We start from the raw sequence: 20,579 nt of genomic DNA, 5'->3' as shown, positions 1-20,579 counted from the left end.
ACCACCCCTTATGGGTGAATGCCATTAGGATTACATTCCTTTTCTGCTAAAACCTGAATGATCCTAGTAAATCTAGTCGCCCTTCGGCAGTAGGCGGATGCCCGGAAGAGAATACATTAGCTTTCAGTTAAAAACGCTTCTCTTCATCTTTAGCCGCCACACTGCCCCCCATTCAAGGCCGTCTGAAAAACAAAGCTAAAACAAGTTCAGACGGCCTCAAACCAACAATATGAAAGAAAATGAAAATGGCTAATACTACCTTGTTTCAATCGATTAAAAACCGTTTGATTAAAACCGATACCTATAATGAAGCCGGCGGCATCGCCTACACGCTGACGCCCAAACAACAGCTGGCCCAGCTTGCTGCTACCGGTTGTCTGAACAATACCTTCTATGCCGATGCCCAAAGTCAGCTTGACCAAGTGTTGAAATTGGCAGAAAGCCTGGATGCCGAGTTTATCGCCAAAACTGCCGTATATGCTCGTCAAAAAGGTTTGATGAAAGATATGCCTGCGCTGTTGCTTGCCGTGTTGGCGCAAAAAGACGTGAACATGCTCGCCCGCGTATTCGACCAAGTAGTGGACAACGGTAAAATGTTGCGTAACTTCGCACAAATTATCCGCAGCGGCGCAGTCGGCAGAAAATCTTTCGGCAACCGTCCGAAAAAATTGATGCAGACTTGGCTTTTGACCGCCACCGAAAAACAACTGTTGAACGCCGCCATCGGCCATTCGCCGTCGCTGGCGGACGTGGTCAAAATGGTGCACCCCAAACCGCGTGAAGCATGGCGTGCCGCATGGTTTGCATGGCTGATCGGCAAACCGTACGACCGCGAAGCATTGCCACCCATTACCCGCGCTTTTGAAGACTACAAACAAAGCCGCCAAGGCGAATTGCCCAACGTTCCTTTCCAAATGCTTACAGCTTTAGAATTGAACAGCGGCGACTGGGCGCAAATCGCCCGCAACGGCTCATGGCAGCAGGTTCGTCAAAACCTGAACACTTTCCTGCGCCACGAAGTATTTGCGAAAAGCAAAAACATCAAAATGGTGGCAGAAAAACTGCGTGACGAAACCGCCATTGCCCGCGCCCGTGTTCTGCCTTACCAGTTGCTGACTGCGTATCAGGCGACATCTGACCAAATGCCGTCTGAAATCCGCGAAGCCCTGCAAGATGCGATGGAAACCGCCGTACAAAACGTACCGGCAATCCAAGGCAAAGTCGTGGTTTGTCCGGACGTCTCCGGCTCCATGCACAGCCCGGCTACCGGCTATCGCGGCAGCGCGACCAGCAAAACCCGCTGCATCGATATTGCCGCGCTCGTGTCCGCCGCCATGTTACGTACCAATCCGCAAGCCCGCGTGATACCGTTTGAACAAATCACGGTAAACGTGAAGCTCAACCCGCGCGACAGCATCATGACCAACGCCGAAAAACTCGCTAATGTCGGCGGCGGCGGAACGGCATGCAGCGCACCGCTCGCCATGTTGAACCGTGAAAAAGCCGACGTGGATTTGGTCGTCATCGTGTCAGACAATGAAAGTTGGGCAGATGACAGCCAACGATGGGGTGGCAAAACCAGTCTGATGAAAGAGTGGGATATTCTGAAAAGACGTTGTCCGGAAGCCAAACTCGTTTGTCTGGATATCCAGCCCTACACTAAGGCTCAAGCACGAAACCGTCACGATATCTTGAACATCGGCGGCTTCTCCGACCAAGTATTCTCCCTGATCGGTTCCTTTGCCGAACGAGGCATGGGTACAGATTTCTGGGTAGATGAGATTGAGAAAACGCCGTTGGCAGCTGTGAACTAAAGCTAAGGCCGTCTGAAAAAAGGGTAGAAATATTTTTCAGACGGCCTATTTATTCAGGGTAAGCTGAGAAAAAGAATAAGGAAACAAAATGCAAAAATTTATCTTAATCCGCGGTCATCAAGGTTTGGGAAAATCGACGTTTGCCGAACAAAAAGCCGCGGAATTTAAAGCGCAGTATCAGGATGCGGAAGTTGTCCGTATTGAAAACGATTTGTTCATTACCGATGAATACGGTGAATATCGTTGGTCGGGCGAGGCGGTGGATAAGGCGCAAAAACGCGGTAATGCTTTGATGACTGAAACTTTGAGACTTGGACGCCAAAATCCGAATCGAAATATTTTGATCATTAATTCCAATACCAACCAAAAAGCTTCGCGTTGCCGTCATTTATTGGATCAGGCGGAGAAAAGCGGTTTTGAAACAGAAGTTTATCGACTGCACAATTTCTATCCCAACCTGCACGGTGTAAAAGAGCATGACGTGTTGGCGGCGTATATCAAGTTGAACCAAAACCGAGTGGCAAACGAAATCCATATCGAGGCCGTGCAGCCGGCAAATGCGGAACAGTTAGAAAAAATCGAACAGATGCAGGTTATCGAGCATAAGCCGCTGGTGTTTGATGAGGCACAGCAAACCTTCGTCACCGAAAATTATCTGCAAAACGGCAGCCGTAACTTTACTGCCAAAGCATCCAAGCGTTACCCTGAATTGCGCGTGTTGAAATACGCACGCAGCGTGTTCTATAACAACCGCTTCGACGATGCGCTGCTGGAAATGCGCGGTTTGATTATCGACGCGCACAACCGCATTATCGTGCGCCCGTTTAAAAAAGTGTTCAATTATTCGGAACGTATTGCCAAAGGCAGCCGTTATCCGATCCGAATCAGCGACGAGAGATTGGTGGATGCGGTGGTAAAAGTAAACGGTTTCCTCGGCTGCTGCACTTTCGTCTCGCTTTCAGACGACCATCCGTCCCACGGCGCGGCGTTTGACGGCAAAGTGCTGTATTCGACCACCGGCTCGCTTGACAGCGCGTTTGCAGACATGACCGCCGCACACTGCGCGCAATACGAAACCCTGTTCCGCGCTTATCCGAACCATACTTTTTTGTTTGAAATCACAGACGCGAAAGACGTACACATCATCCGCGAAGAGTTGGGGGAAACCTTAATCGGCTGCATCGATGTAGCGACAGGCCGTCAGTTTACTGAAGCGGAATTGGACGAAATCGGCAAACAATACGGCGTTCGCCGTCCTGAAATGCTGAAAAACATCACGTTCGGCGAGCTGAAAGGCCGTCTGAAAAATGTGGAACACGAAGGCTTTATGGTATTTGATGCCCTAAACGGCGAAATGCTGTTCAAACTCAAATCGCCGTATTACCTGATTTCCAAGTTTTTAGGACGAAGCAACGAAGGCAATATCGGCCGCAAACTCGACAAACGCCATGTTGATGAAGAATTTTATCCTTTAATCGACTACATCCACGAGCATCAGGAAGCATTCAATGCTATGTCGGAATTGGATAAAATCGCGTTCATTCAGGCGTTTTTGAGACAGTTGTAAGGCTGTCTGAAAATATATGGGGCAATGCGTATTTATTTTCCGCGCTCGTATGCTTCGATTTCGCCAACCTTAGGTGCATAGCCGCTGCTTGTGTCGTGGCGCAAATTCAACCAGATATCGACCAATGCCCAAGCGGCCGGAGCGGCAATGACGTTTTGCCCCATACACAAAACTTGCGCGTTATAGTTTTCCACTGAACCGCGAAGGGTGAGCAAATCGTGCGCTGTAGCCGCCCGTATGCCACGCACTTTATTAGCGGCGATTGCCGTACCCACGCCGGTGCCGCAAATCAACAGCGCACGGTCGGCGCGTCCTGCTGCAACTTCTTCGGCCGCGGCAAACGAGAGTTGCGGATAGCTTCCTTCGGGCGAGGATAAATCGACCAAGCTGCTGACGCGCGGGTCGTTTTGCAGATGCGCTTTGAGCGCGTCTTTCAATATTGCGCCGTTGGCCGGCGCGGCAATAACCAAACGCATAAAAACTCCTTGAAGCACACAATAAACATTACTCAGCATACGCCCACGCGTGATACGATTCAAGCTTGCAACGCAGAGAGCACGGCATGAGCAAAACCTACTTCACATCAGACCTACATTTCTCACATAAAAACATTGCCAAATTCTGCCCGCAATTTCGACCGTTCGATAACGTGGAGCAGATGGATGAATTTTTAATTCAGACATGGAATGAAACCGTTACGCCTGAAGATACGGTGTACAACTTGGGCGATTTTTCCTTTGCCCAAGACCATAAGCAGATAGAGCGCGTTTTGTCGCGTTTGAACGGGCAACATCACTTGATTTACGGCAATCATGATCATGTGATTCGGCAGCATGCTGATTTTTTCCGCAGCCAAACCAAGCATGACGGCCATCCGCTGCTGTCGTCCATACGGCCGTATTTGAAACTCAAATTGCCGGAAATTAAGAATACGCTGGTTCTCTTTCACTATCCGATTCAGGAGTGGGACGGCTGTTATCAGGGCTGGTATCACTTGTACGGCCATTTGCATGACAGGGTGGCGGAAATCAAAGGGCGTGCTTTAAATGTCGGATTCGATTTGCACGGCCGCTTTTTGACGGCGCAAGACGTCGATAAGTTTTTGTGTGATTTGCCTAAAATTTCGTATTTTGGCGAAGCAGGGTTGAAGGCCAATTCGCCGGAAGAAGCGGCAGAGCTGGTGTCTTGGAAACTGGCGCAGTTAAATCAGGTATAATTTCAGACGGCCTTTGCGGATTTCCGGCAAAGGCCGTCTGAATATCAATTCCCCATTTTTGAGTGATACATGGAAAATCTTTTGGCTTACTTACTACAAAAAATCAGCCTCCCCAACCAAACCGGCAAGGATAAGTCATGAGCGGTAAGCCTTTGAAGTATCCCGTTTCCGCTTTGGTCGTTTTGCATGATAAAGACGGCAATATCCTGCTGATTGAACGCACGGCGCCGCAAGGTTTTTGGCAGTCGGTTACCGGCAGCTTGGAAGAAGGCGAACGTATCGAAGAAACCGCATGGCGCGAAGTGTGGGAAGAAACCGGTATCCGCCTTGCAGAAGGACAGCTGGAAAACTGGCACGACAGCACCGTTTATGAAATCTATCATCACTGGCGCCATCGCTATCCCAAAGGCGTTTTTGAAAACCGTGAACACATCTTCTCCGCCCAAATTCCACGTGATACGCCCATCGTCCTACAACCGGACGAACACGTTGCCTACGGTTGGTTTAGCGCGGAAGAAGCGGCGGAAAAAGTGTTTTCTCCTTCCAATAAACGCGCAATTTTAGAATTGGTCAAAAGGATGAATGCCAAAAAGGCCGTCTGAATACGACAGTTTCACATTTTCAGATGGCCTTGGGTTTGCTATACTTTCACCGTTTGACTCTCTTTAAAATCAAAGGAAACCATCATGGCAGACTTCAATAAAATCTTGACCCCGGGCGACGTGGACGGCGGCATCATCAACGTTGTCAACGAAATTCCTGCGGGCAGCAATCACAAAATTGAGTGGAACCGCAAACTGGCCGCTTTCCAACTCGACCGCGTTGAACCGGCAATTTTCGCCAAGCCGACCAACTACGGCTTCATTCCGCAAACTTTGGACGAAGACGGCGACGAATTGGATGTATTGCTGGTGACCGAGCAGCCTTTGGCAACCGGTATTTTCCTGGAAGCACGCGTTATCGGCGTGATGAAATTCGTTGACGACGGCGAAGTGGACGACAAAATCGTCTGCGTTCCGGCCGACGACCGCAACAACGGCAACGCCTACAAAACTTTGGCCGATTTGCCGCAACAACTGATCAAACAAATCGAGTTCCACTTCAACCACTACAAAGACCTGAAAAAAGCAGGTACCACTAAAGTTGAATCTTGGGGTGATGTAGAAGAAGCGAAACAAGTCATCAAAGAATCCATCGAACGTTGGAACAAACAAGCCTAATCGGTTTGTCCCGTCCAATATCAAGGCCGTCTGAAAGCAAAGTTCAGACGGCCTTTTTATGTTTCAAACCGATATAACAAAATCGTCTTTAAAACAAACAAACCATTCTTTCTCATTTTCAGACGGCCTCATTAAAGTAACGCCTATACCAAAAATAAGGAGTGCTTCAATGACTGCTACCACAACCGACCCGCGCGCCAAGCTGCCTGATACACCGCTTTCCGGCAACGAAGCCTTGAAAGAGCGCAGCGATTATCTGCATGGCACGATTAAGGAAGAGTTGAAAGACGACTTTACCGGCGGCTTTACTGCCGACAACTTTCAGCTTATCCGCTTCCACGGCATGTACGAACAGGACAACCGCGATATCCGTGCTGAGCGTACCGAACAAAAGCTTGAACCCTTAAAAAACATGATGTTGCGTTGCCGTTTGCCCGGCGGCATCATTACGCCGCAGCAGTGGCTGGGTATCGACAAATTTGCCGGTGAAAATACGATTTACGGCTCCATCCGCCTGACCAACCGTCAAACCTTCCAATACCACGGCATTCTGAAAACCGATTTAAAACAGGCACATCAGGCATTGCACAAACTTGGTTTGGATTCCATTGCCACAGCCAGCGATGTCAACCGCAATGTGTTGTGTACCAGCAATCCAGTGCAAAGCACTTTGCACCAAGAAGCCTATGAATGGGCGGCACGTATCAGTATGCACCTTCTGCCGCGTACCATGGCATATGCCGATGTTTGGCTGGACGGCGAAAAAGTGTTCTCGACCGAGCCGACCGAGCCGCGCAATAAAGAAATTGCCGACGACGTAGAGCCGATTTTGGGTAAAACCTATTTGCCGCGCAAATTCAAAACTGCCGTCGTGATTCCGCCCGATAACGATGTGGACATTCATTCCAACGATTTGGGTTTTGTGGCGATTGCAGAAAATGGCAGGTTGGTGGGCTTCAATGTATTGGTCGGCGGCGGTTTATCCAGCGAACACGGTAATACCAAAACCTATCCGAATACTTCTTACGAATTTGGTTTCGTTCCGCTCGAATACACCCTCAACGCCGCCGAAGCCGTTGTCAGCACCCAGCGCGACTGGGGCAACCGCAGCGACCGTAAAGCCGCCCGTACACGCTATACGCTGCAACGCGTCGGTGTGGATGTGTTCAAAGAAGAAGTCGAAAGACGCATAGGCATTAAATTTGAACCCATCCGTCCTTACAAATTCACCCATCGCGGCGACCATATCGGCTGGGTACAAGGGCATGAAGGCAACTGGCATTTGACTTTGTTTATTGAAAACGGCCGCCTGCTCGATTATCCCGGCAGGCCGTTGAAAACAGGCATCCGCGAAATTGCCAAAATCCATCCCGGTGACTTCCGTCTGACGGCAAACCAAAATCTTGTGGTTGCCAATGTACCGCCCGAATTGAAAGACACGATTGATAAAATCGCCAAAGACCATGGCCTTATCAGCAAATCGATTACCATCCAGCGTGAAAACTCCATGGCCTGTGTTGCCTTACCGACTTGCCCACTGGCGATGGCGGAGGCTGAGCGTTTCCTGCCGACATTCTCCGATAAAATTGACGAAATGTTCGCCAAATATGGTTTGGAAGACGAATACATCGTTTTGCGCGTAACCGGTTGTCCCAACGGTTGCGGCCGCGCCATGCTGGCGGAAATCGGTTTGGTCGGCAAAGCGGTTGGCCGCTACAATCTTTACGCAGGCGGCAACCGTGAAGGCACACGCATTCCTCGTCTGTTTAAAGAAAACATTACCGAACCTGAAATCCTTGAAATTGTCGAAGACTGGGTGGCAGATTGGTCTCGAAACCGTTTAGATGATGAAGGTTTTGGCGATTTTGCCATCCGTACCGGCATCGTTAAACCCGTATTGGACGCTCCGCAAGACTTTTGGGCATAACGCATACAAACAGACCTGACAAGTCTGCAATAAGAAAATAGAGAAAACCAAAGGCCGTCTGAAAATCTGATTTTCAGACGGCCTTTTATATTGTGCGTATTTATATCAAAGATGGAATATCAGCCGAATCAGCGACGGCGGCCAAAGCCTCGACCCATACTTGGGCGGCGGTAGTTGGAAGGCTGACGCGTAGTTTCGCGGTAACGCTGTTGCTGTTGAGCGTTTTGTTGTTGCGCATTTTGCTGTTGGGCACGCAGGGTGCGCGTATTCAGCTGTTGACTTGTGCGTCCGTTTGGACGTGCGGTTTGATAATAGTTGGCACGGGCTTGACGGGCAATCGGACTGTTTTGATTGCGCGCCTGAGTAAATTTATTGGCCAATGCGTTGCCGATAAATGCACCGGCTGCAGTACCTATCAAGCTTTGCAGCAGCCAGCTGCCGGTGGATTGGTCGTAGATGTATTGTTGGCCGTCTGTACCGGTTACCGGTTGGCCGTTGTTGCCGTTGGCTTGTGCTTCGGCAGGAATGGTGTCTTTCACAGCTTCAGGCGTGAGCTGGTAAACCGTATTGTCTTCTTGTTGGCCGTTTTGTTGTGCCAACTGTTGTTGCAATGCTTCGATTTGTTTTTGTTGCTGCTCAAGCTGCGCTTGGGTATTGTCTTTGCAGGCAGCGAGGGCAAAAGTGGAAAGGGCGGCTAAGGCAATCAGTTTTTTCATTGTTTTTCCTGAGAGAGGTTTGTCTTTGCCGAGATTTCGGCGGAGTGTGTTTGCCTAATATTAAACCATTTCCCTGTTTTTCAAGTAGTTTTACAAAATAATATTGGAAAGTTGCGCGGCAAATGCACGGCTGTTGGCGGCCAGATTGCCCAGTGCAGGCATTTTGTGTTCGGTTTCGATAATCAGCAGGTTGGCAGGGCGGCGGGTGTGCAGGGACATTTGCATTTCTGCGGGAGAGAAGGGCATGTGATGGCGTTTGGCGAAAGCTTCGGCGCGTTTGTTGGCGGTTTTGAGCATGGGCAGCAGGGTAATATCCAAATGGAAACGGCGTACGCCCAAAACCAAAATACGCGCTGCGAAGAAATCTGCTTCATCAGTAAAAACGTTGGGGCTGCTTTGATTGAAGTCGTGGCGCTCTGCGGCAATCAAAGTCGCGATAGTGCGCACTTGCGGAATCAGGGCTTCGCTGATGAGGTTGTCAGGCGAATCTGGCAAAGTGTGCATGTTGAGCATGCTGTGGTGGCTGTTGCTGTCAACGACCATGCGGCAGGTGTGTAACATTTGTGTTTGGCTGTGGATTTTAGTTGAGGCAGTCATGGCTGTATTCCTTATTTCTTAAAAATGGGTGGATTTAAGCGGCCATGGTGGGTATAAAAAAAGCCGCTCAAATGAGGCGGCTCTAATTTGCGTATTTTCAATTTGGTCTGTTTTAGACAAGCGCAAAAAAGTACCGCACGTTTGTGTGGTACCAATAGAAGAAAGTAGCAGAGCGTTGCGCGGTTTGCATGATGGAAATACGTCTTTAATGTATAAAAGAATGGAACGTAGTTTAAAACAAGAATGCCAGTAATTTCAATATCCAATCGACAAAACCCACCAATAAATCTACAAGTTGTTGTAATCCTTCCAATTTATTTTCTTTCAAGTGAGTCAAATTTGCACAATTATAATGCAAAACCGGGTAAATTGATAACAATCCGAGCAGGCTCTTTAAAAAGGCCGTCTGAAATTCAGCTTTCAGACGGCCTTTATTTTTGTTTATCCAATCAATAAACGTCGCGTTGGTAGCGTTTGTCTTCTCGCAGGTCGTTGAGGTAGTCTTCGGCTTCGTCACGGCTGAGTTTGCCTTGGGTTTCGATGACTTCGATCAGGGCGTTTTCGACATCGCGTGCCATGCGTGTAGCGTCGCCGCAGACGTAGATGTGTACGCCTTTTTGCAGCCAGTTCCAAACTTCGGCGGCGCGTTCGGCGATTTTGTGTTGGACGTAGACTTTGTGTTCGCCTTGGCGGCTCCATGCGAGGTCGGCGCGGGTAAGGAGGCCGTCTTTGCGCCATTCGCTCCATTCGAGTTGGTAGAGGAAGTCGTCGGCCAGGCGTTGGTTGCCGAAGAAGAGCCAGTTTTTGCCGCTGTCGCCATTGGCGGCGCGTTGTTGCATAAAGGAGCGGAAGGGGGCGACGCCTGTGCCTGCGCCGATCATGATGATGGGAGTGTCGCCGTTTTGGGGGAGGCGGAAGTTGGGGTTGGGTTCGACAAAGACGCGGACTTCGCTGCCTTCTTCGAGGCGTTCGCCCAAGTAGCCGGATGCTGCGCCGGTGTAGGTGTGGTCGTGGTGGTTGAACCGGACGACGCCTACGGTAAGGTGGACTTCTTCGCCGACTTCGTCTTGTGCGGAGGCGATGGAGTAAAGGCGCGGGGTTTGTGGGCGGAAGAGGCTGTATAGAGTTTGTGCATCCAGTGGGTGTGGATGGGCGGCAAATACGCCTACGGGCGGTGTGGCGGCGAGGTAGGCATCCAGTTGGGCTTTATCTGCAGTTATGGTTTTGAGTTCTTCGTTGTTTGTTAATTCGGCGTATTGTTGGACGAAGGCGGGTGTATTTTGGGTAATATCTGCGGATTCGGTCAGGGCGGTGTGGATGTCGGTTTCGCGGCCGTCTGAAAGTTGGACGGTTTCGTTGCCGTTCAGTTGGTTGAGGTCAAGGATTTCTTGAACGAGGTTGGCGGCATTTAGCGGCCATACGCCGAGCGCGTCGCCTGCCTGATAATGCAAACCTGAGCCGCTGAGGTCGATTTCGATGTGTTCGACATCTTTTTCCGCATCGCGCGAGGTAATTTTTTGGCGCACGGATAGGGTGGCTGTGTAGGGGTTTTCTTTGGTGTATACGGTGCCGCTGCTTGGTGTGGCTGAGCTGTTTGGTGCGGCGGTTGTACTTGGGCTTGCTGCTTGGGCGGCTAATTCGGCCACTTTGGGTACGACGGCGGCAATCCATGCGTCGGCATCGGCTTGGAATTCTAAGTCGCAAATGCCCAAGTCGTTCAGACGGCCTGCGCCCAGTTCGGCAAATTTGGCATCAAAGTCTTTGCCTGCTTGGCAGAAGTTGGGATAGGAGGAATCGCCAAGGCCTAAGACGGCAAAGGTGAGTTTGTTGAGATCAGGTTTCTTTTTGCCGTAGATGAATTTGTACAGAGGCAGAGCTTCTTCGGGCGGTTCGCCTTCGCCTTGGGTGGAGGTAACCAAAAGGACGATGTCTTCGTCGGGCAGGGTTTTGCTTTTGAAATCGCCTGCGCTGCTGAGGCGGGCTTCTACGCCTGCGGCTTGAAGTTTGGCGTGTAAGGATTCGGCAACGCTGCGTGCATTGCCGGTTTGGGAGGCGGAGAGGACTAATACGCGGCGGCTGACTGTCGGGGCAGCTGTTTGCAGGGCAGATGGTTCGGCTGCTGCTCCGGATATGCTTTGGCTTTGCGCCCAGCAATAGCCGGAGAGCCAGGCAAGTTGGGTGGGGGATAGGGCAGAGAGTTGGACGGAGAGTTCGGGTGGAAGCGGATTGGCTTGGCTCATTTGGATTCCTTTGTTGGACGGCTATAACCGATTGTTTGAATAATGGACAGTCGCCACTTTAAACAGGCCGTCTGAAAAAAGGAAAGAATGCTTGGTTTTAATTTAAGATGATTTCGTTATATTCGGGAAGGTATTAGGCCGTCTGAGCATACCTGTTCAGACGGCCTTGGATTGGATAGAAACGAGATTTTCAGTTTCCGCTGGAGAGTTTCATCACTACGACGCCGGAGATGATGAGAAATGCGCCGAGCCAGCGGCCGAAGTTGGCAGCATCGTTGAAAAAGGCTACGCCCACTAAAAACGCCCCTGCCGCGCCTATGCCTGTCCAGACGGCGTAGGCTGTACCCATCGGAATACTTTTTTGGGCAAGGTAAAGGAAGTATCCGCTGCCGATGATGCAGGCAAGCGCGGCGGCAAAGCCATGCCAGCGGTAGCCTTCCTGTTGTGCCAGCTTCAAGCCTAATGGCCAGCCGATTTCCAGCATACCGGCTAAGATTAAATAAAACCAACTCATAATATATCCTGATAGTGTGTTAAGGTTTCAGACGGCCTTGGAAAGATTGTTTTCTTCCGAGAGTTCAACGCGTTGTCCGATATCTTTTAGATTGGAGTATTGTTCGACCAAGCGCGGTACATCGTCCAAGCTCATTGCAAACATCCATAAATAAGTGCTGACGGAATAGATATGGCCGGCGCTGCCATAGCCTTTAAGCGTCATGTGTATAAAGGCGAAGCCGAACAATACGCTCATCGCCATGCCGATACTGAGATAGCCTAAGGCTTCGCGGTTGGAAATCAGCACGCGTAGTTTGGCAACCCAGCCATAGTGGCGGTAGAGCTGATGCTCGTTGCCGTCGCGGATAAGGTGGTTGTCGCGTTCAAGCCGGTTGTTTAAACGGAAATATAGGTTTTCGCTGATGGCGGCAAAATGCGGCAGCAACCATAAAAACAGGGCAAGTATCGCGACAGCCAATACGCCCACCCAAAATTCCAGTATCAGCAACATCATACATGCACCGAAGATGGAGACCAGCGAAGTAGCAGCGATGGGCAGGTGTTCTTCAAAAAAACTGACAAACTCACGCGATAGGGCAACGCGTGCGGTAATGGCGGAATGCGGTACTTCTCGTTTGCGCTGTTCCAAAACGACCGGGACGGCTATTTCAGTATAGATCTGGGTAAATGTGCGCGTATCGGCTATCCTTCGGGCGGCACCGATTATCCACATTAATAAAACCACCACACCATACAACATTGCCTGCCAGACGTTGCCTTCCATAACGGCATTAATTGCCCAGCCGCCAAACACGGGATATACCAGCAAGAGCAGATTATCCAAGCCGACGAGAGAGAAGGTTGTGATGAGTTTGCGGCGGTGTGTTTTGCCGATGTGTTTCAGCATTTTCCACATGGTTGCCCTCCTTATTTAGTATTAAGGGTTTGCGCCATTAATTCGGCCAACGCGTCCAAATCGGCAAACAGTCGGGCTGCACGTTTTTCACCGAAGGCGGTAAAAATTCGTTTGCTGAATTCCTGCATATTTTGCACCAATGGTGCGGCGTATTCCTTGCCTTGCTCGGTCAGCGATAATAAGCGTTCGCGTTTGTCTTGTTCGCTTTCGTGAAATGTCAGCAAGCCTTGTTCGGCCAGCGTTTTGCATGTGCCGGAAACGGTTTGCTTGGGCAGGCTCCATTCTTCGCCTATGTATTTTTGAGTGCGGCTGCCTTCGGTGGCTAAGGTATAGAGAACGGCAAAGGTATTGTAGTTGGTGTTTTGCTGTTTAATCCATTGGTCGAATGCGCTGTTTATGTGGCTGATGCGCATACCGAGTTGGTCAAGTTGATTCATAAATTGGTCTCGATATTGACTAATTGGATGCGGATTATAGTCATATTTAGGACTAATTGCAAATAGAAGGCCGTCTGAAACAATCATTTTCAGATGGCCTTGAAACCGTTAAAATAATTAATGTAGAAACGATATATTCAAACTACGATAAACCTAATAAAACCATCTTTAGCACATACGCCATGATTCATTTCTTATCTCAAAATATTTCATCTAAACAAGCCACTGCCATCGGGCTGCTTGCTGTTGCCTTGTGGAGCTTCGTCATTTCCCTGATACGCTCTTTGAGCCTGCATATGGGGGCAGTGGGCGGCGCGGCAATGATGTACACCCTGTCCACCGTATTGATTTGGCTGATTTTCGGCCGGCCGCATTTGCGCAATTACAACCGCAGCTATTTGTTTTGGGCAAGCGTGTTTTTTGTCGGTTGTGAACTGTGTTTGTCGCTCTCGGTCGGTTTTGCGCAAAACGCGAGACAGGCGGTGGAAATCGGCATGGTCAATTATTTGTGGCCGACGTTTACCATCGTCGGGGCGGTATATTTCAACAAACAGCCATCAAAATGGTGGATAGTCATCGGCTTTGTGCTGTCGTTTTTAGGGATTGCCACTGTATTGGGCGGCGATGTCGGCTTGTCGATTTCCGGCATCTACCACAATGTCCGCACCAATCCCGGCGGCTACATCATGGCATTTGCGGACGCAGTGTTTTGGGCGGCATATTGTACGCTGACGGCGCGCGTGAAAGCGGAAGGCAGCAGCGTCGGCTTCTTCTTTGCGCTGGTGTCGATACTGTTGTGGATAGAGTATTTTCTCAGCGGCGCGGATACGTTGAGTTTTGATTCCGTATCGCTCGGCTATGCCGTTGCCGCCGCGTCTTGTATGGGCTTGGGCTATGCAGTGTGGAATATCGGTATTTCGCGCGGCAACCTGACCGTATTGGCAGGCGCATCTTATTTCATTCCGGTATTGTCTGCGGTAGTGTCCTCGTTTTTGATCAGCGCGCCTTTGTCCATGACGTTTTGGCAGGGGGCGGGGATGGTGTGCTTAGGGTCGATTGTGTGTTGGTTGGCAACCCGGAGAAAACGGATGGTGTGAGGCAACATCCCATCGCTTTGCGATATAACGAAAACAGCTTTTTTAACAACCAAACATTCTTTCCCATTTTCAGACGGCCTGTTTAAAGTAGCAGTCAGTTTGAGAAATCACGAGAAATGGGAAAGAATCATGACCGCAGCTTCCGCTCCGCTTTTACGCTTCATTACCGCCGGCAGTGTCGATGACGGCAAATCCACCCTCATCGGCCGCCTGCTCTACGACAGCAAAACCTTACTGACCGACCAGCTTGACAAGCTCAACCGCGCTGCTGAAAACGGCGAAACGCCTGACTTCGCCAGCCTGACAGACGGCCTTGCCGCCGAACGCGAACAAGGCATTACCATTGACGTGGCCTACCGTTATTTTGCCACGCCCAAACGCAAATTCATTATTGCCGATACGCCGGGACACGAACAATACACGCGTAATATGGTTACCGGCGCATCGACCGCCGACGCCGCCATTATTTTGGTTGATGCCACACGCGTCGATTTTTCAGGCAGCGAGCCAGTCCTCCTGCCGCAAACCAAACGCCACAGCGCGATTCTGAAACTCTTGGGCTGCCCCAACATCATCGTCGCCGTCAACAAACTCGACCTGCTCGACTTTGATGAAGTCAAATATCAAGCCATTACCGAGGCCTACCGCAAACTGGCGGAGCAAATCGGCCTCAAAGCACAAATCCACTTCCTGCCCATCAGCGCCTTAAAAGGCGACAATATCGTTAATGCCAGTAGCCAAACTCCGTGGTATCAAGGTTTGCCGCTTTTACCTTTGCTTGAAAGCCTGCCTGTCAACCGTCAAAATGCTGCCGACCAAGCCGCGCACTTTCCCGTACAACGCGTGGCGCGCCAAGACGGCAGCAGCAGCGACGATTTCCGCGGCTATCAAGGCAGATTGGAAGCAGGCCGTCTGAAAGTGGGCGATGAAGTTAAAGTTTTACCCAGCGGCCATGTTGCCAAAGTTGCCGAAATCTATAATGCCAACGGTAAAACTGAATCTGCCGAGGCAGGGGAAGTGTTGACTGTTGTTTTGGATACGGACATCGATATTTCACGCGGCAACAGCATTGTTTCAGCCGACAGCGGCATTGTTCCCGAACAACAATTTCAAGCCGCGCTTTGCTGGTTTGACGATATTCCGCTCAATTTGCGCCGTAAATATTTGCTGAAGCACACTACCCAAACCACGCCCGTAAAAATCAGCGAAATTGCCTATGTTTGGGACGTGAACACCCTCAGCCGCGTCGAATCCGCCGAAACGCTCAAGCTCAACGACATCGGCAGCGTCAGTTTCAAAACCCAACAGCCGCTTGCTGCTGCCGCATACGAAGACAACCATGCACAAGGCGCGTTTATTTTGATTGACGAAACCACCAACCATACTGTCGCGGCAGGCATGATACGCAAAGTCAGCGAAGCAAACAGTTTTGAAATTTAAAAGAAAAGTTGAAATAAAAAAAAAGGCCGTCTGAAGTTTCAGACGGCCTGTTATTTTATCCAAGGTGAAATGTTTATGCGCCGTAAACCGGATATTTATCGCACAAAGCAGTTACTTGTTCGCGGACTTTGGCGAGATTGGCTTCGTCTTCAGGGTTGGCCAATACGTCGGCAACCAAGTTTGCCAATACGCGCGCGTCGGTTTCGTTAAAGCCGCGTGTAGTCATGGCGGCGGAGCCGATGCGGATGCCGGAGGTAACGAATGGTTTTTCCGGATCATTCGGGATGGCGTTTTTGTTGACGGTGATGTGAGCTTTGCCCAAAGCGGCTTCGGCGGCTTTGCCGGTGATTTTCATCGGTTGCAGGTCAACGAGGAAAACGTGGCTTTCAGTACGACCGGAAACGATGCGCAAACCGCGTTTGACCAACTCTTCCGCCATAGCGGCAGCATTGATTTTCACTTGTTTTGCGTATTGTTTGAACTCAGGTTGCAACGCTTCTTTAAACGCTACGGCTTTGGCTGCGATAACGTGCATCAACGGGCCGCCTTGCAGGCTTGGGAAGATGGAAGAGTTCAGCGCTTTTTCGTGGGTATTGTCACGGCACAAAATCACACCGCCGCGAGGGCCGCGCAGGGTTTTGTGGGTGGTAGTGGTGACGAAGTCGCAGAATGGCACCGGGTTAGGATATTCGCCGCCGGCAATCAGACCGGCATAGTGCGCCATGTCGACAAAGAGGTATGCGCCGACTTTATCGGCGATTTCGCGGAATTTTGCCCAGTCGATTTGCAACGCGTAGGCAGATGCACCGGCCACAATCATTTTGGGTTTGTGTTCAAGTGCCAAGCGTTCTACTTCGGCATAATCGAGAACTTCGTTTTCATCCAAACCATAAGTAATGGCGTTGTAGAGTTTGCCGGAGATGTTAACGCTTGCGCCGTGGGTCAAGTGGCCGCCGTGTGCCAGAGACATGCCCAAAATGGTGTCGCCCGGTTTCAAAACAGAAGCGTACACGGCTTGGTTGGCTTGGGAGCCGGAGTGCGGTTGGACATTGACATATTCTGCGCCAAACAACTCTTTAGCGCGATCAATCGCCAATTGTTCGACAATATCAACGTATTCGCAGCCACCGTAGTAGCGTTTGCCAGGATAGCCTTCAGCATATTTGTTGGTCAATTGCGAACCTTGGGCTTCCATAACGGCACAGCTGACGTAGTTTTCAGAGGCGATCAGCTCGACGTGGTCTTGCTGGCGCTTGTCTTCTTGGGCGATGGCTGCTGCCAAATCGGGGTCATATTGTGCGAGGGTAACGCTTTTTGAAAACATGTTCTCGATTCCTTTGTGATGGGCTGAAAAGAAAATATGGGATGGAGTGCTGCGGATTGGTTCAAGATGAACTATTTTTCTTGCATTGTCAACAATTGTGTCGGGTGCTTGGTTTCAGACGGCCTGAGATTGAAGGGCTTATTTGAAAATATCATCTTGTTTTAAATGAAAATCCATTTTTTCCAGAAGCGTGACCAAATCGGCTTCAGCTTGGGCGGCTTTAAGATTTTTTGCCAGTTCTACCAAGGCTACCGCATTTAAGCGTTCTTTCTCCAGCCGTAGAGCTTCTTCGCTGAAGATTTTGATATTGTCTGCCGATTCGGCGGTATCTATTTTTTCAAATGGATAAAATGATTCTTCGTGTACGGCCAAACCGTCGGGCAGGGGCGCGGCATGGTTGAAATCGGCATCATTGACCGGCATCCATGAAGGATGGTTTTCAAGCAGGATAAATTGTCCGTCCATGCCGTTAATATGACGGAATAGGGTGGTTCGGCCATTATGTAAACGCATAGGCCCGATTGTATGCCCAAGTCGGCAAGCCGTCTATAAAGCCGTTTCTTTCTATTTTGGCGCTAACTTATGTTGATATTATTAATTTTGATGTAAAACAGTTTCGACTTAAAAAAGACTGGATAAAACGCCCGTGTTTGTTATAATGAAGCTAAAGATTGATTCGTCCTAGTTTTTGACAGCAGTACTTTTTTATTTAATTAACAAGAGAGGAAAACAAAATGTTTCCAGAATATCGCGATCTGATTTCTAAACTGAAACAAGAGGATGCACACTTTGCTCGTTTGTTTGAGGAGCACAACGAGCTGGACGATAAAATTACCGGTTTGGTGAACAACCCTGTTACCAGCGGTGCCGAAGAGATTGAAGAGCTGAAAAAAGCCAAACTCAAACTCAAAGACGAATTGTATACTCTTCTGCAAAAAGCAGCAGGCAAATAATTAAAAATTGAATAAGGCCGTCTGAACGGTATGATAGGAATCTCGGATTTCGTTTCATACTGTTTCAGACGGCCTTTTTACTTGTTTGGTATTTTGTTATTTCTATTAGCACAATTTAACTTTTAATTGTAAATCACTCTTAATTGCATTGAAAACTCTGTTAAGTTTATTTAAAATCTCAAATAATTTTTATTTTGATTTTAAACAAAACCAAGAGAAACGATGCAATGAAAACATTCACACTCGCCATTTTGCCTTTGGCGTTAATCAGCGCATTCTCACACGCAGCTGAAGAGAAAGCAGTTGAACAGGCTGAAGTCGATACCGTTTATGTTACTGCCGAGAAACAACTGCAACAGTCGCTCGGTGTATCGCGTATTTCGAAAGACGACATCGACAAACGCCCTGCAGTCAACGATATTTCCGAATTTGTCCGCACCATGCCGGGCGTCAACCTGACCGGCAATACGGCGACGGGTCAGCGTGGCAACAAACGTCAAATCGACTTGCGCGGTATGGGCCCTGAAAACACTTTGATTTTGATTGACGGCAAGCCGGTTAATTCGCGCCAGTCCGAGCGTATCAGTATGCGCGGTGAACGCAATACGCGTGGCGACAGCAATTGGGTGCCGGTTGAAGAAATCGAGTCCATTACTGTCTTGCGCGGTCCGGCGGCGACACGTTATGGTTCCGGCGCGATGGGTGGCGTGGTCAATATTGTTACTAAAAAAGTGTCTAAAGAGTTTAAAGGACAAGTCAATCTTTACGCCAATCAGCCGCAAGACAGCAAAGAGGGCGCAACCCGCCGTATCGGCTTTAATTTGAGCGGCCCGATTATCCAAGATACTTTGGGCTTCCGCGTTTACGGCAATTTGAATAAAACGGATGCAGATGCTGCCGATATTAATGCCGGACACGGTAATGACAGCGCGGCCGGTGTCGAAGGCGTACGCAATAAAGACATTGCAGGCCGTCTGCAATGGAGAATCAGCCCTTCGCAAACGCTGATTTTGGACAGCAGTTACAGCCGTCAGGGCAATATCTACAACGGCGATACGCAAAACAGCAATCCGCGTTCTGCTTTAGTTAATTCTTTGGCCGACAGCAAAGCCGAAACCGCACGCTTATATCGTTCTGCTTTCTCGCTTACTCATGATGGCGCATGGGAATGGGGTGATACCAAAAACGTGATCAGTTATGAGCGCACAGTCAACAGCCACTTGCCTGAAGGTTTGGCCGGCGGTCCGGAAGGCAGCTATACAGGCTTGGATTTTGTTCAAAGCCGTCTGAAAAACCTGCGTTTCAGCAGCGAAGCGAATATTCCGTTCAAACTTGGTGTTGATAATGTATTGACGGTCGGTGCGGAATTTACTGACAGCAAATTGGATGATCCTACATCTAACTCGCAAAGTCTGACAGATACTATTCCCGGTGGCCCTGGACGGCCATCACGCAAGGTTGTGAACATCTTCTCGGGCGTGTCGGAACATCGTAGCGGTAAAACTTCACAACGCAACTGGGCGGCCTACGTTGAAGACAATATTTCGTTGACCGACAAAACCCATCTGATTCCGGCCATCCGTTTCGACCACAACAGTGCCAGCGGCAGCAACTGGAGTCCGGCTTTGAACTTCTCGCATCAAATCGGCGAAAACTGGTTGGTTAAAGGCGGTATTGCCCGTGCGTATAAAGCGCCAAATTTGTATCAAGCTAGTTCTGACTTTATCCTGTACACACGCGGTCAGGGCTGTCCGCTCAATGCGCCGGATAATGTCAGCTGTTTCTACATGGGCAACAGCAATTTGAAACCTGAAACCAGCATCAATAAAGAGATTGGCCTTGAGTTCAACAAAAACGGCTGGCAGGCTTCGGCGACCTATTTTCATAATGCGTACCGCAATAAAATCGTGATTGGCGACCAGCTTATTGCCACCAGCAATATCCGCAACTGGCTCCTGCAATGGGAAAATACGCCGAAAGCGACGATTTCGGGTATCGAAGGCAACTTGGTGATTCCGTTGCATGACACACTCAAGTGGAGCAACAATTTCACTTACATGCACAAATCCGAAGATTATCAAGGCAATCCATTGTCTTTGGTGCCGAAACACACCATCAACAGCACACTGTCTTGGACACCGAACGAACGCTTCGATGCCAACCTGACCTTTACCCACTACGGCCGTACTAAACCGCGCGGTGTAGCGATTAATATACTGGAACGAGACGGTAATCTACGTTCAGGTATCACGCCTTTAACTTCCGAGCGCAACCAAACCCAAGTCGGTTCTTACGGCATTTGGGGCATCAACGCAGGCTACAATTGGAACAAACGCGTGGCCGTCCGTGGCGGTATCAGCAATCTGTTTGACAAAAAACTGTACCGCTCGACTGCCGGCGCACAAACTTATAACGAGCATGGCCGTGCCTTCTACGGCAGTTTGAAAGTATCGTTTTAAGTAGAAGCGTATTAAATCAGGCCGTCTGAAACGGTGTGAAATGAAATCTAGGATTTCTGACACATGGTTTCAGACGGCCTTTTGATTTTTGAATTTAGAAGTATTTGTTGTTACGGAATTTGCTTCACTTTTTTAGAAAAGTAAAAGGGCGACACTCGCCG

General features: G+C 49.5%; 19 protein-coding genes. 10 read left to right on the top strand and 9 right to left on the bottom strand.

Features of this window, described 5'->3' with window-relative positions:
- Positions 1 to 239 precede the first annotated feature (239 nt).
- Entirely contained in the window at positions 240 to 1,814 is a 1,575-nt protein-coding gene (locus tag ACTHTS_RS01025; RefSeq protein WP_440368959.1) for a vWA domain-containing protein, read from the top strand.
- 88 nt (positions 1,815 to 1,902) lie between these two features.
- The gene (locus tag ACTHTS_RS01020; protein ID WP_440368958.1) at positions 1,903 to 3,381 is read left to right on the top strand and encodes an RNA ligase; all 1,479 of its coding nucleotides are present in this window, start codon (positions 1,903 to 1,905) and stop codon (positions 3,379 to 3,381) included.
- Positions 3,382 to 3,413: 32 nt separating this feature from the next.
- On the opposite strand, the gene ACTHTS_RS01015 is transcribed toward ACTHTS_RS01020, so the two are convergent.
- Positions 3,414 to 3,857 carry an RpiB/LacA/LacB family sugar-phosphate isomerase gene (locus ACTHTS_RS01015; RefSeq protein WP_440368957.1) on the bottom strand — a complete coding sequence of 148 codons (444 nt, stop codon included), beginning with the start codon at positions 3,855 to 3,857 and terminating at the stop codon, positions 3,414 to 3,416.
- Positions 3,858 to 3,943: 86 nt separating this feature from the next.
- Between ACTHTS_RS01015 and ACTHTS_RS01010 the strand changes: the two genes are divergently transcribed.
- From ACTHTS_RS01010 to cysI, 4 genes are all read left to right on the top strand, one after another.
- Positions 3,944 to 4,597: a phosphoesterase gene (locus tag ACTHTS_RS01010; RefSeq protein WP_440368956.1), complete on the top strand. Its 654-nt coding sequence runs from the start codon at positions 3,944 to 3,946 to the stop codon at positions 4,595 to 4,597.
- A 137-nt stretch (positions 4,598 to 4,734) separates the two neighbouring features.
- Positions 4,735 to 5,199 (top strand): dihydroneopterin triphosphate diphosphatase, encoded by a 465-nt coding sequence (gene nudB, locus ACTHTS_RS01005; protein ID WP_440368955.1) that lies wholly within the window; start codon positions 4,735 to 4,737, stop codon positions 5,197 to 5,199.
- Between the two features lie 84 nt (positions 5,200 to 5,283).
- A complete protein-coding gene (locus ACTHTS_RS01000; protein WP_003678634.1) occupies positions 5,284 to 5,817 on the top strand; it encodes an inorganic diphosphatase in 534 nt (177 codons plus the stop codon).
- A gap of 169 nt (positions 5,818 to 5,986) precedes the next feature.
- Entirely contained in the window at positions 5,987 to 7,744 is a 1,758-nt protein-coding gene (gene cysI, locus ACTHTS_RS00995; RefSeq protein WP_440368954.1) for an assimilatory sulfite reductase (NADPH) hemoprotein subunit, read from the top strand.
- A 128-nt stretch (positions 7,745 to 7,872) separates the two neighbouring features.
- Here cysI and ACTHTS_RS00990 read toward each other — a convergent pair whose 3' ends face one another.
- From ACTHTS_RS00990 to ACTHTS_RS00965, 6 genes are all read right to left on the bottom strand, one after another.
- A complete protein-coding gene (locus ACTHTS_RS00990; RefSeq protein WP_440368953.1) occupies positions 7,873 to 8,460 on the bottom strand; it encodes a hypothetical protein in 588 nt (195 codons plus the stop codon).
- Positions 8,461 to 8,550: 90 nt separating this feature from the next.
- The gene (locus ACTHTS_RS00985; RefSeq protein ID WP_440368952.1) at positions 8,551 to 9,057 is read right to left on the bottom strand and encodes a hypothetical protein; all 507 of its coding nucleotides are present in this window, start codon (positions 9,055 to 9,057) and stop codon (positions 8,551 to 8,553) included.
- Between the two features lie 449 nt (positions 9,058 to 9,506).
- Positions 9,507 to 11,297 carry an assimilatory sulfite reductase (NADPH) flavoprotein subunit gene (locus tag ACTHTS_RS00980; protein WP_440368951.1) on the bottom strand — a complete coding sequence of 597 codons (1,791 nt, stop codon included), beginning with the start codon at positions 11,295 to 11,297 and terminating at the stop codon, positions 9,507 to 9,509.
- Between the two features lie 190 nt (positions 11,298 to 11,487).
- Positions 11,488 to 11,811 carry a DMT family transporter gene (locus tag ACTHTS_RS00975; protein ID WP_108700133.1) on the bottom strand — a complete coding sequence of 108 codons (324 nt, stop codon included), beginning with the start codon at positions 11,809 to 11,811 and terminating at the stop codon, positions 11,488 to 11,490.
- A 27-nt stretch (positions 11,812 to 11,838) separates the two neighbouring features.
- Entirely contained in the window at positions 11,839 to 12,708 is an 870-nt protein-coding gene (locus tag ACTHTS_RS00970) for an ABC transporter six-transmembrane domain-containing protein (RefSeq protein ID WP_440368950.1), read from the bottom strand.
- An 11-nt stretch (positions 12,709 to 12,719) separates the two neighbouring features.
- Positions 12,720 to 13,145: a MarR family winged helix-turn-helix transcriptional regulator gene (locus tag ACTHTS_RS00965; RefSeq protein WP_440368949.1), complete on the bottom strand. Its 426-nt coding sequence runs from the start codon at positions 13,143 to 13,145 to the stop codon at positions 12,720 to 12,722.
- Between the two features lie 182 nt (positions 13,146 to 13,327).
- Here ACTHTS_RS00965 and yddG point away from each other — a divergent pair, with 182 nt between their 5' ends.
- Positions 13,328 to 14,242 (top strand): aromatic amino acid DMT transporter YddG, encoded by a 915-nt coding sequence (yddG, locus tag ACTHTS_RS00960; RefSeq protein WP_039862220.1) that lies wholly within the window; start codon positions 13,328 to 13,330, stop codon positions 14,240 to 14,242.
- 129 nt (positions 14,243 to 14,371) lie between these two features.
- The gene (locus ACTHTS_RS00955; RefSeq protein ID WP_440368948.1) at positions 14,372 to 15,682 is read left to right on the top strand and encodes a sulfate adenylyltransferase subunit 1; all 1,311 of its coding nucleotides are present in this window, start codon (positions 14,372 to 14,374) and stop codon (positions 15,680 to 15,682) included.
- A gap of 73 nt (positions 15,683 to 15,755) precedes the next feature.
- Here ACTHTS_RS00955 and glyA read toward each other — a convergent pair whose 3' ends face one another.
- Together glyA and ACTHTS_RS00945 are read right to left on the bottom strand one after the other, a co-directional pair.
- Positions 15,756 to 17,006 (bottom strand): serine hydroxymethyltransferase, encoded by a 1,251-nt coding sequence (gene glyA / locus ACTHTS_RS00950; RefSeq protein ID WP_440368947.1) that lies wholly within the window; start codon positions 17,004 to 17,006, stop codon positions 15,756 to 15,758.
- Between the two features lie 138 nt (positions 17,007 to 17,144).
- Positions 17,145 to 17,519, bottom strand: a complete 375-nt coding sequence (locus ACTHTS_RS00945) for a hypothetical protein (protein ID WP_440368946.1) — start codon at positions 17,517 to 17,519, stop codon at positions 17,145 to 17,147.
- A 221-nt stretch (positions 17,520 to 17,740) separates the two neighbouring features.
- Here ACTHTS_RS00945 and ACTHTS_RS00940 point away from each other — a divergent pair, with 221 nt between their 5' ends.
- On the top strand, positions 17,741 to 17,959 hold the full coding sequence (locus ACTHTS_RS00940; protein ID WP_440368945.1) for a YdcH family protein: 219 nt from the start codon (positions 17,741 to 17,743) through the stop codon (positions 17,957 to 17,959).
- Positions 17,960 to 18,186: 227 nt separating this feature from the next.
- Complete coding sequence (locus ACTHTS_RS00935) at positions 18,187 to 20,418, top strand: FepA family TonB-dependent siderophore receptor (protein WP_440368944.1); 2,232 nt, start codon at positions 18,187 to 18,189, stop codon at positions 20,416 to 20,418.
- The last annotated feature ends 161 nt before the right edge of the window (positions 20,419 to 20,579 follow it).

Origin of the sequence: Neisseria sp. P0019.S003, assembly GCF_051957115.1 — a bacterium.
GTDB classification, from domain to species: Bacteria; Pseudomonadota; Gammaproteobacteria; order Burkholderiales; family Neisseriaceae; genus Neisseria; species Neisseria flavescens_D.
The sequence above is the reverse complement of the archived record's forward strand: the minus strand, read 5'-3'. Positions and strand labels throughout refer to the sequence as shown.

Bases quoted from the DNA above. Each gene is read 5' to 3' on its own strand.
- yddG (WP_039862220.1), top strand. From the start codon at position 13,328: ATGATTCATTTCTTATCTCAAAATATTTCATCTAAACAAGCCACTGCC.
- cysI (WP_440368954.1), top strand. From the start codon at position 5,987: ATGACTGCTACCACAACCGACCCGCGCGCCAAGCTGCCTGATACACCG.
- ACTHTS_RS00940 (WP_440368945.1), top strand. From the start codon at position 17,741: ATGTTTCCAGAATATCGCGATCTGATTTCTAAACTGAAACAAGAGGAT.
- ACTHTS_RS00980 (WP_440368951.1), bottom strand. From the start codon at position 11,297: ATGAGCCAAGCCAATCCGCTTCCACCCGAACTCTCCGTCCAACTCTCT.
- ACTHTS_RS00965 (WP_440368949.1), bottom strand. From the start codon at position 13,145: ATGAATCAACTTGACCAACTCGGTATGCGCATCAGCCACATAAACAGC.
- ACTHTS_RS01000 (WP_003678634.1), top strand. From the start codon at position 5,284: ATGGCAGACTTCAATAAAATCTTGACCCCGGGCGACGTGGACGGCGGC.
- ACTHTS_RS00955 (WP_440368948.1), top strand. From the start codon at position 14,372: ATGACCGCAGCTTCCGCTCCGCTTTTACGCTTCATTACCGCCGGCAGT.
- glyA (WP_440368947.1), bottom strand. From the start codon at position 17,006: ATGTTTTCAAAAAGCGTTACCCTCGCACAATATGACCCCGATTTGGCA.
- ACTHTS_RS00945 (WP_440368946.1), bottom strand. From the start codon at position 17,519: ATGCGTTTACATAATGGCCGAACCACCCTATTCCGTCATATTAACGGC.
- nudB (WP_440368955.1), top strand. From the start codon at position 4,735: ATGAGCGGTAAGCCTTTGAAGTATCCCGTTTCCGCTTTGGTCGTTTTG.
- ACTHTS_RS01020 (WP_440368958.1), top strand. From the start codon at position 1,903: ATGCAAAAATTTATCTTAATCCGCGGTCATCAAGGTTTGGGAAAATCG.
- ACTHTS_RS00990 (WP_440368953.1), bottom strand. From the start codon at position 8,460: ATGAAAAAACTGATTGCCTTAGCCGCCCTTTCCACTTTTGCCCTCGCT.
- ACTHTS_RS01025 (WP_440368959.1), top strand. From the start codon at position 240: ATGAAAATGGCTAATACTACCTTGTTTCAATCGATTAAAAACCGTTTG.
- ACTHTS_RS00985 (WP_440368952.1), bottom strand. From the start codon at position 9,057: ATGACTGCCTCAACTAAAATCCACAGCCAAACACAAATGTTACACACC.
- ACTHTS_RS00975 (WP_108700133.1), bottom strand. From the start codon at position 11,811: ATGAGTTGGTTTTATTTAATCTTAGCCGGTATGCTGGAAATCGGCTGG.
- ACTHTS_RS01010 (WP_440368956.1), top strand. From the start codon at position 3,944: ATGAGCAAAACCTACTTCACATCAGACCTACATTTCTCACATAAAAAC.
- ACTHTS_RS01015 (WP_440368957.1), bottom strand. From the start codon at position 3,857: ATGCGTTTGGTTATTGCCGCGCCGGCCAACGGCGCAATATTGAAAGAC.
- ACTHTS_RS00970 (WP_440368950.1), bottom strand. From the start codon at position 12,708: ATGTGGAAAATGCTGAAACACATCGGCAAAACACACCGCCGCAAACTC.
- ACTHTS_RS00935 (WP_440368944.1), top strand. From the start codon at position 18,187: ATGAAAACATTCACACTCGCCATTTTGCCTTTGGCGTTAATCAGCGCA.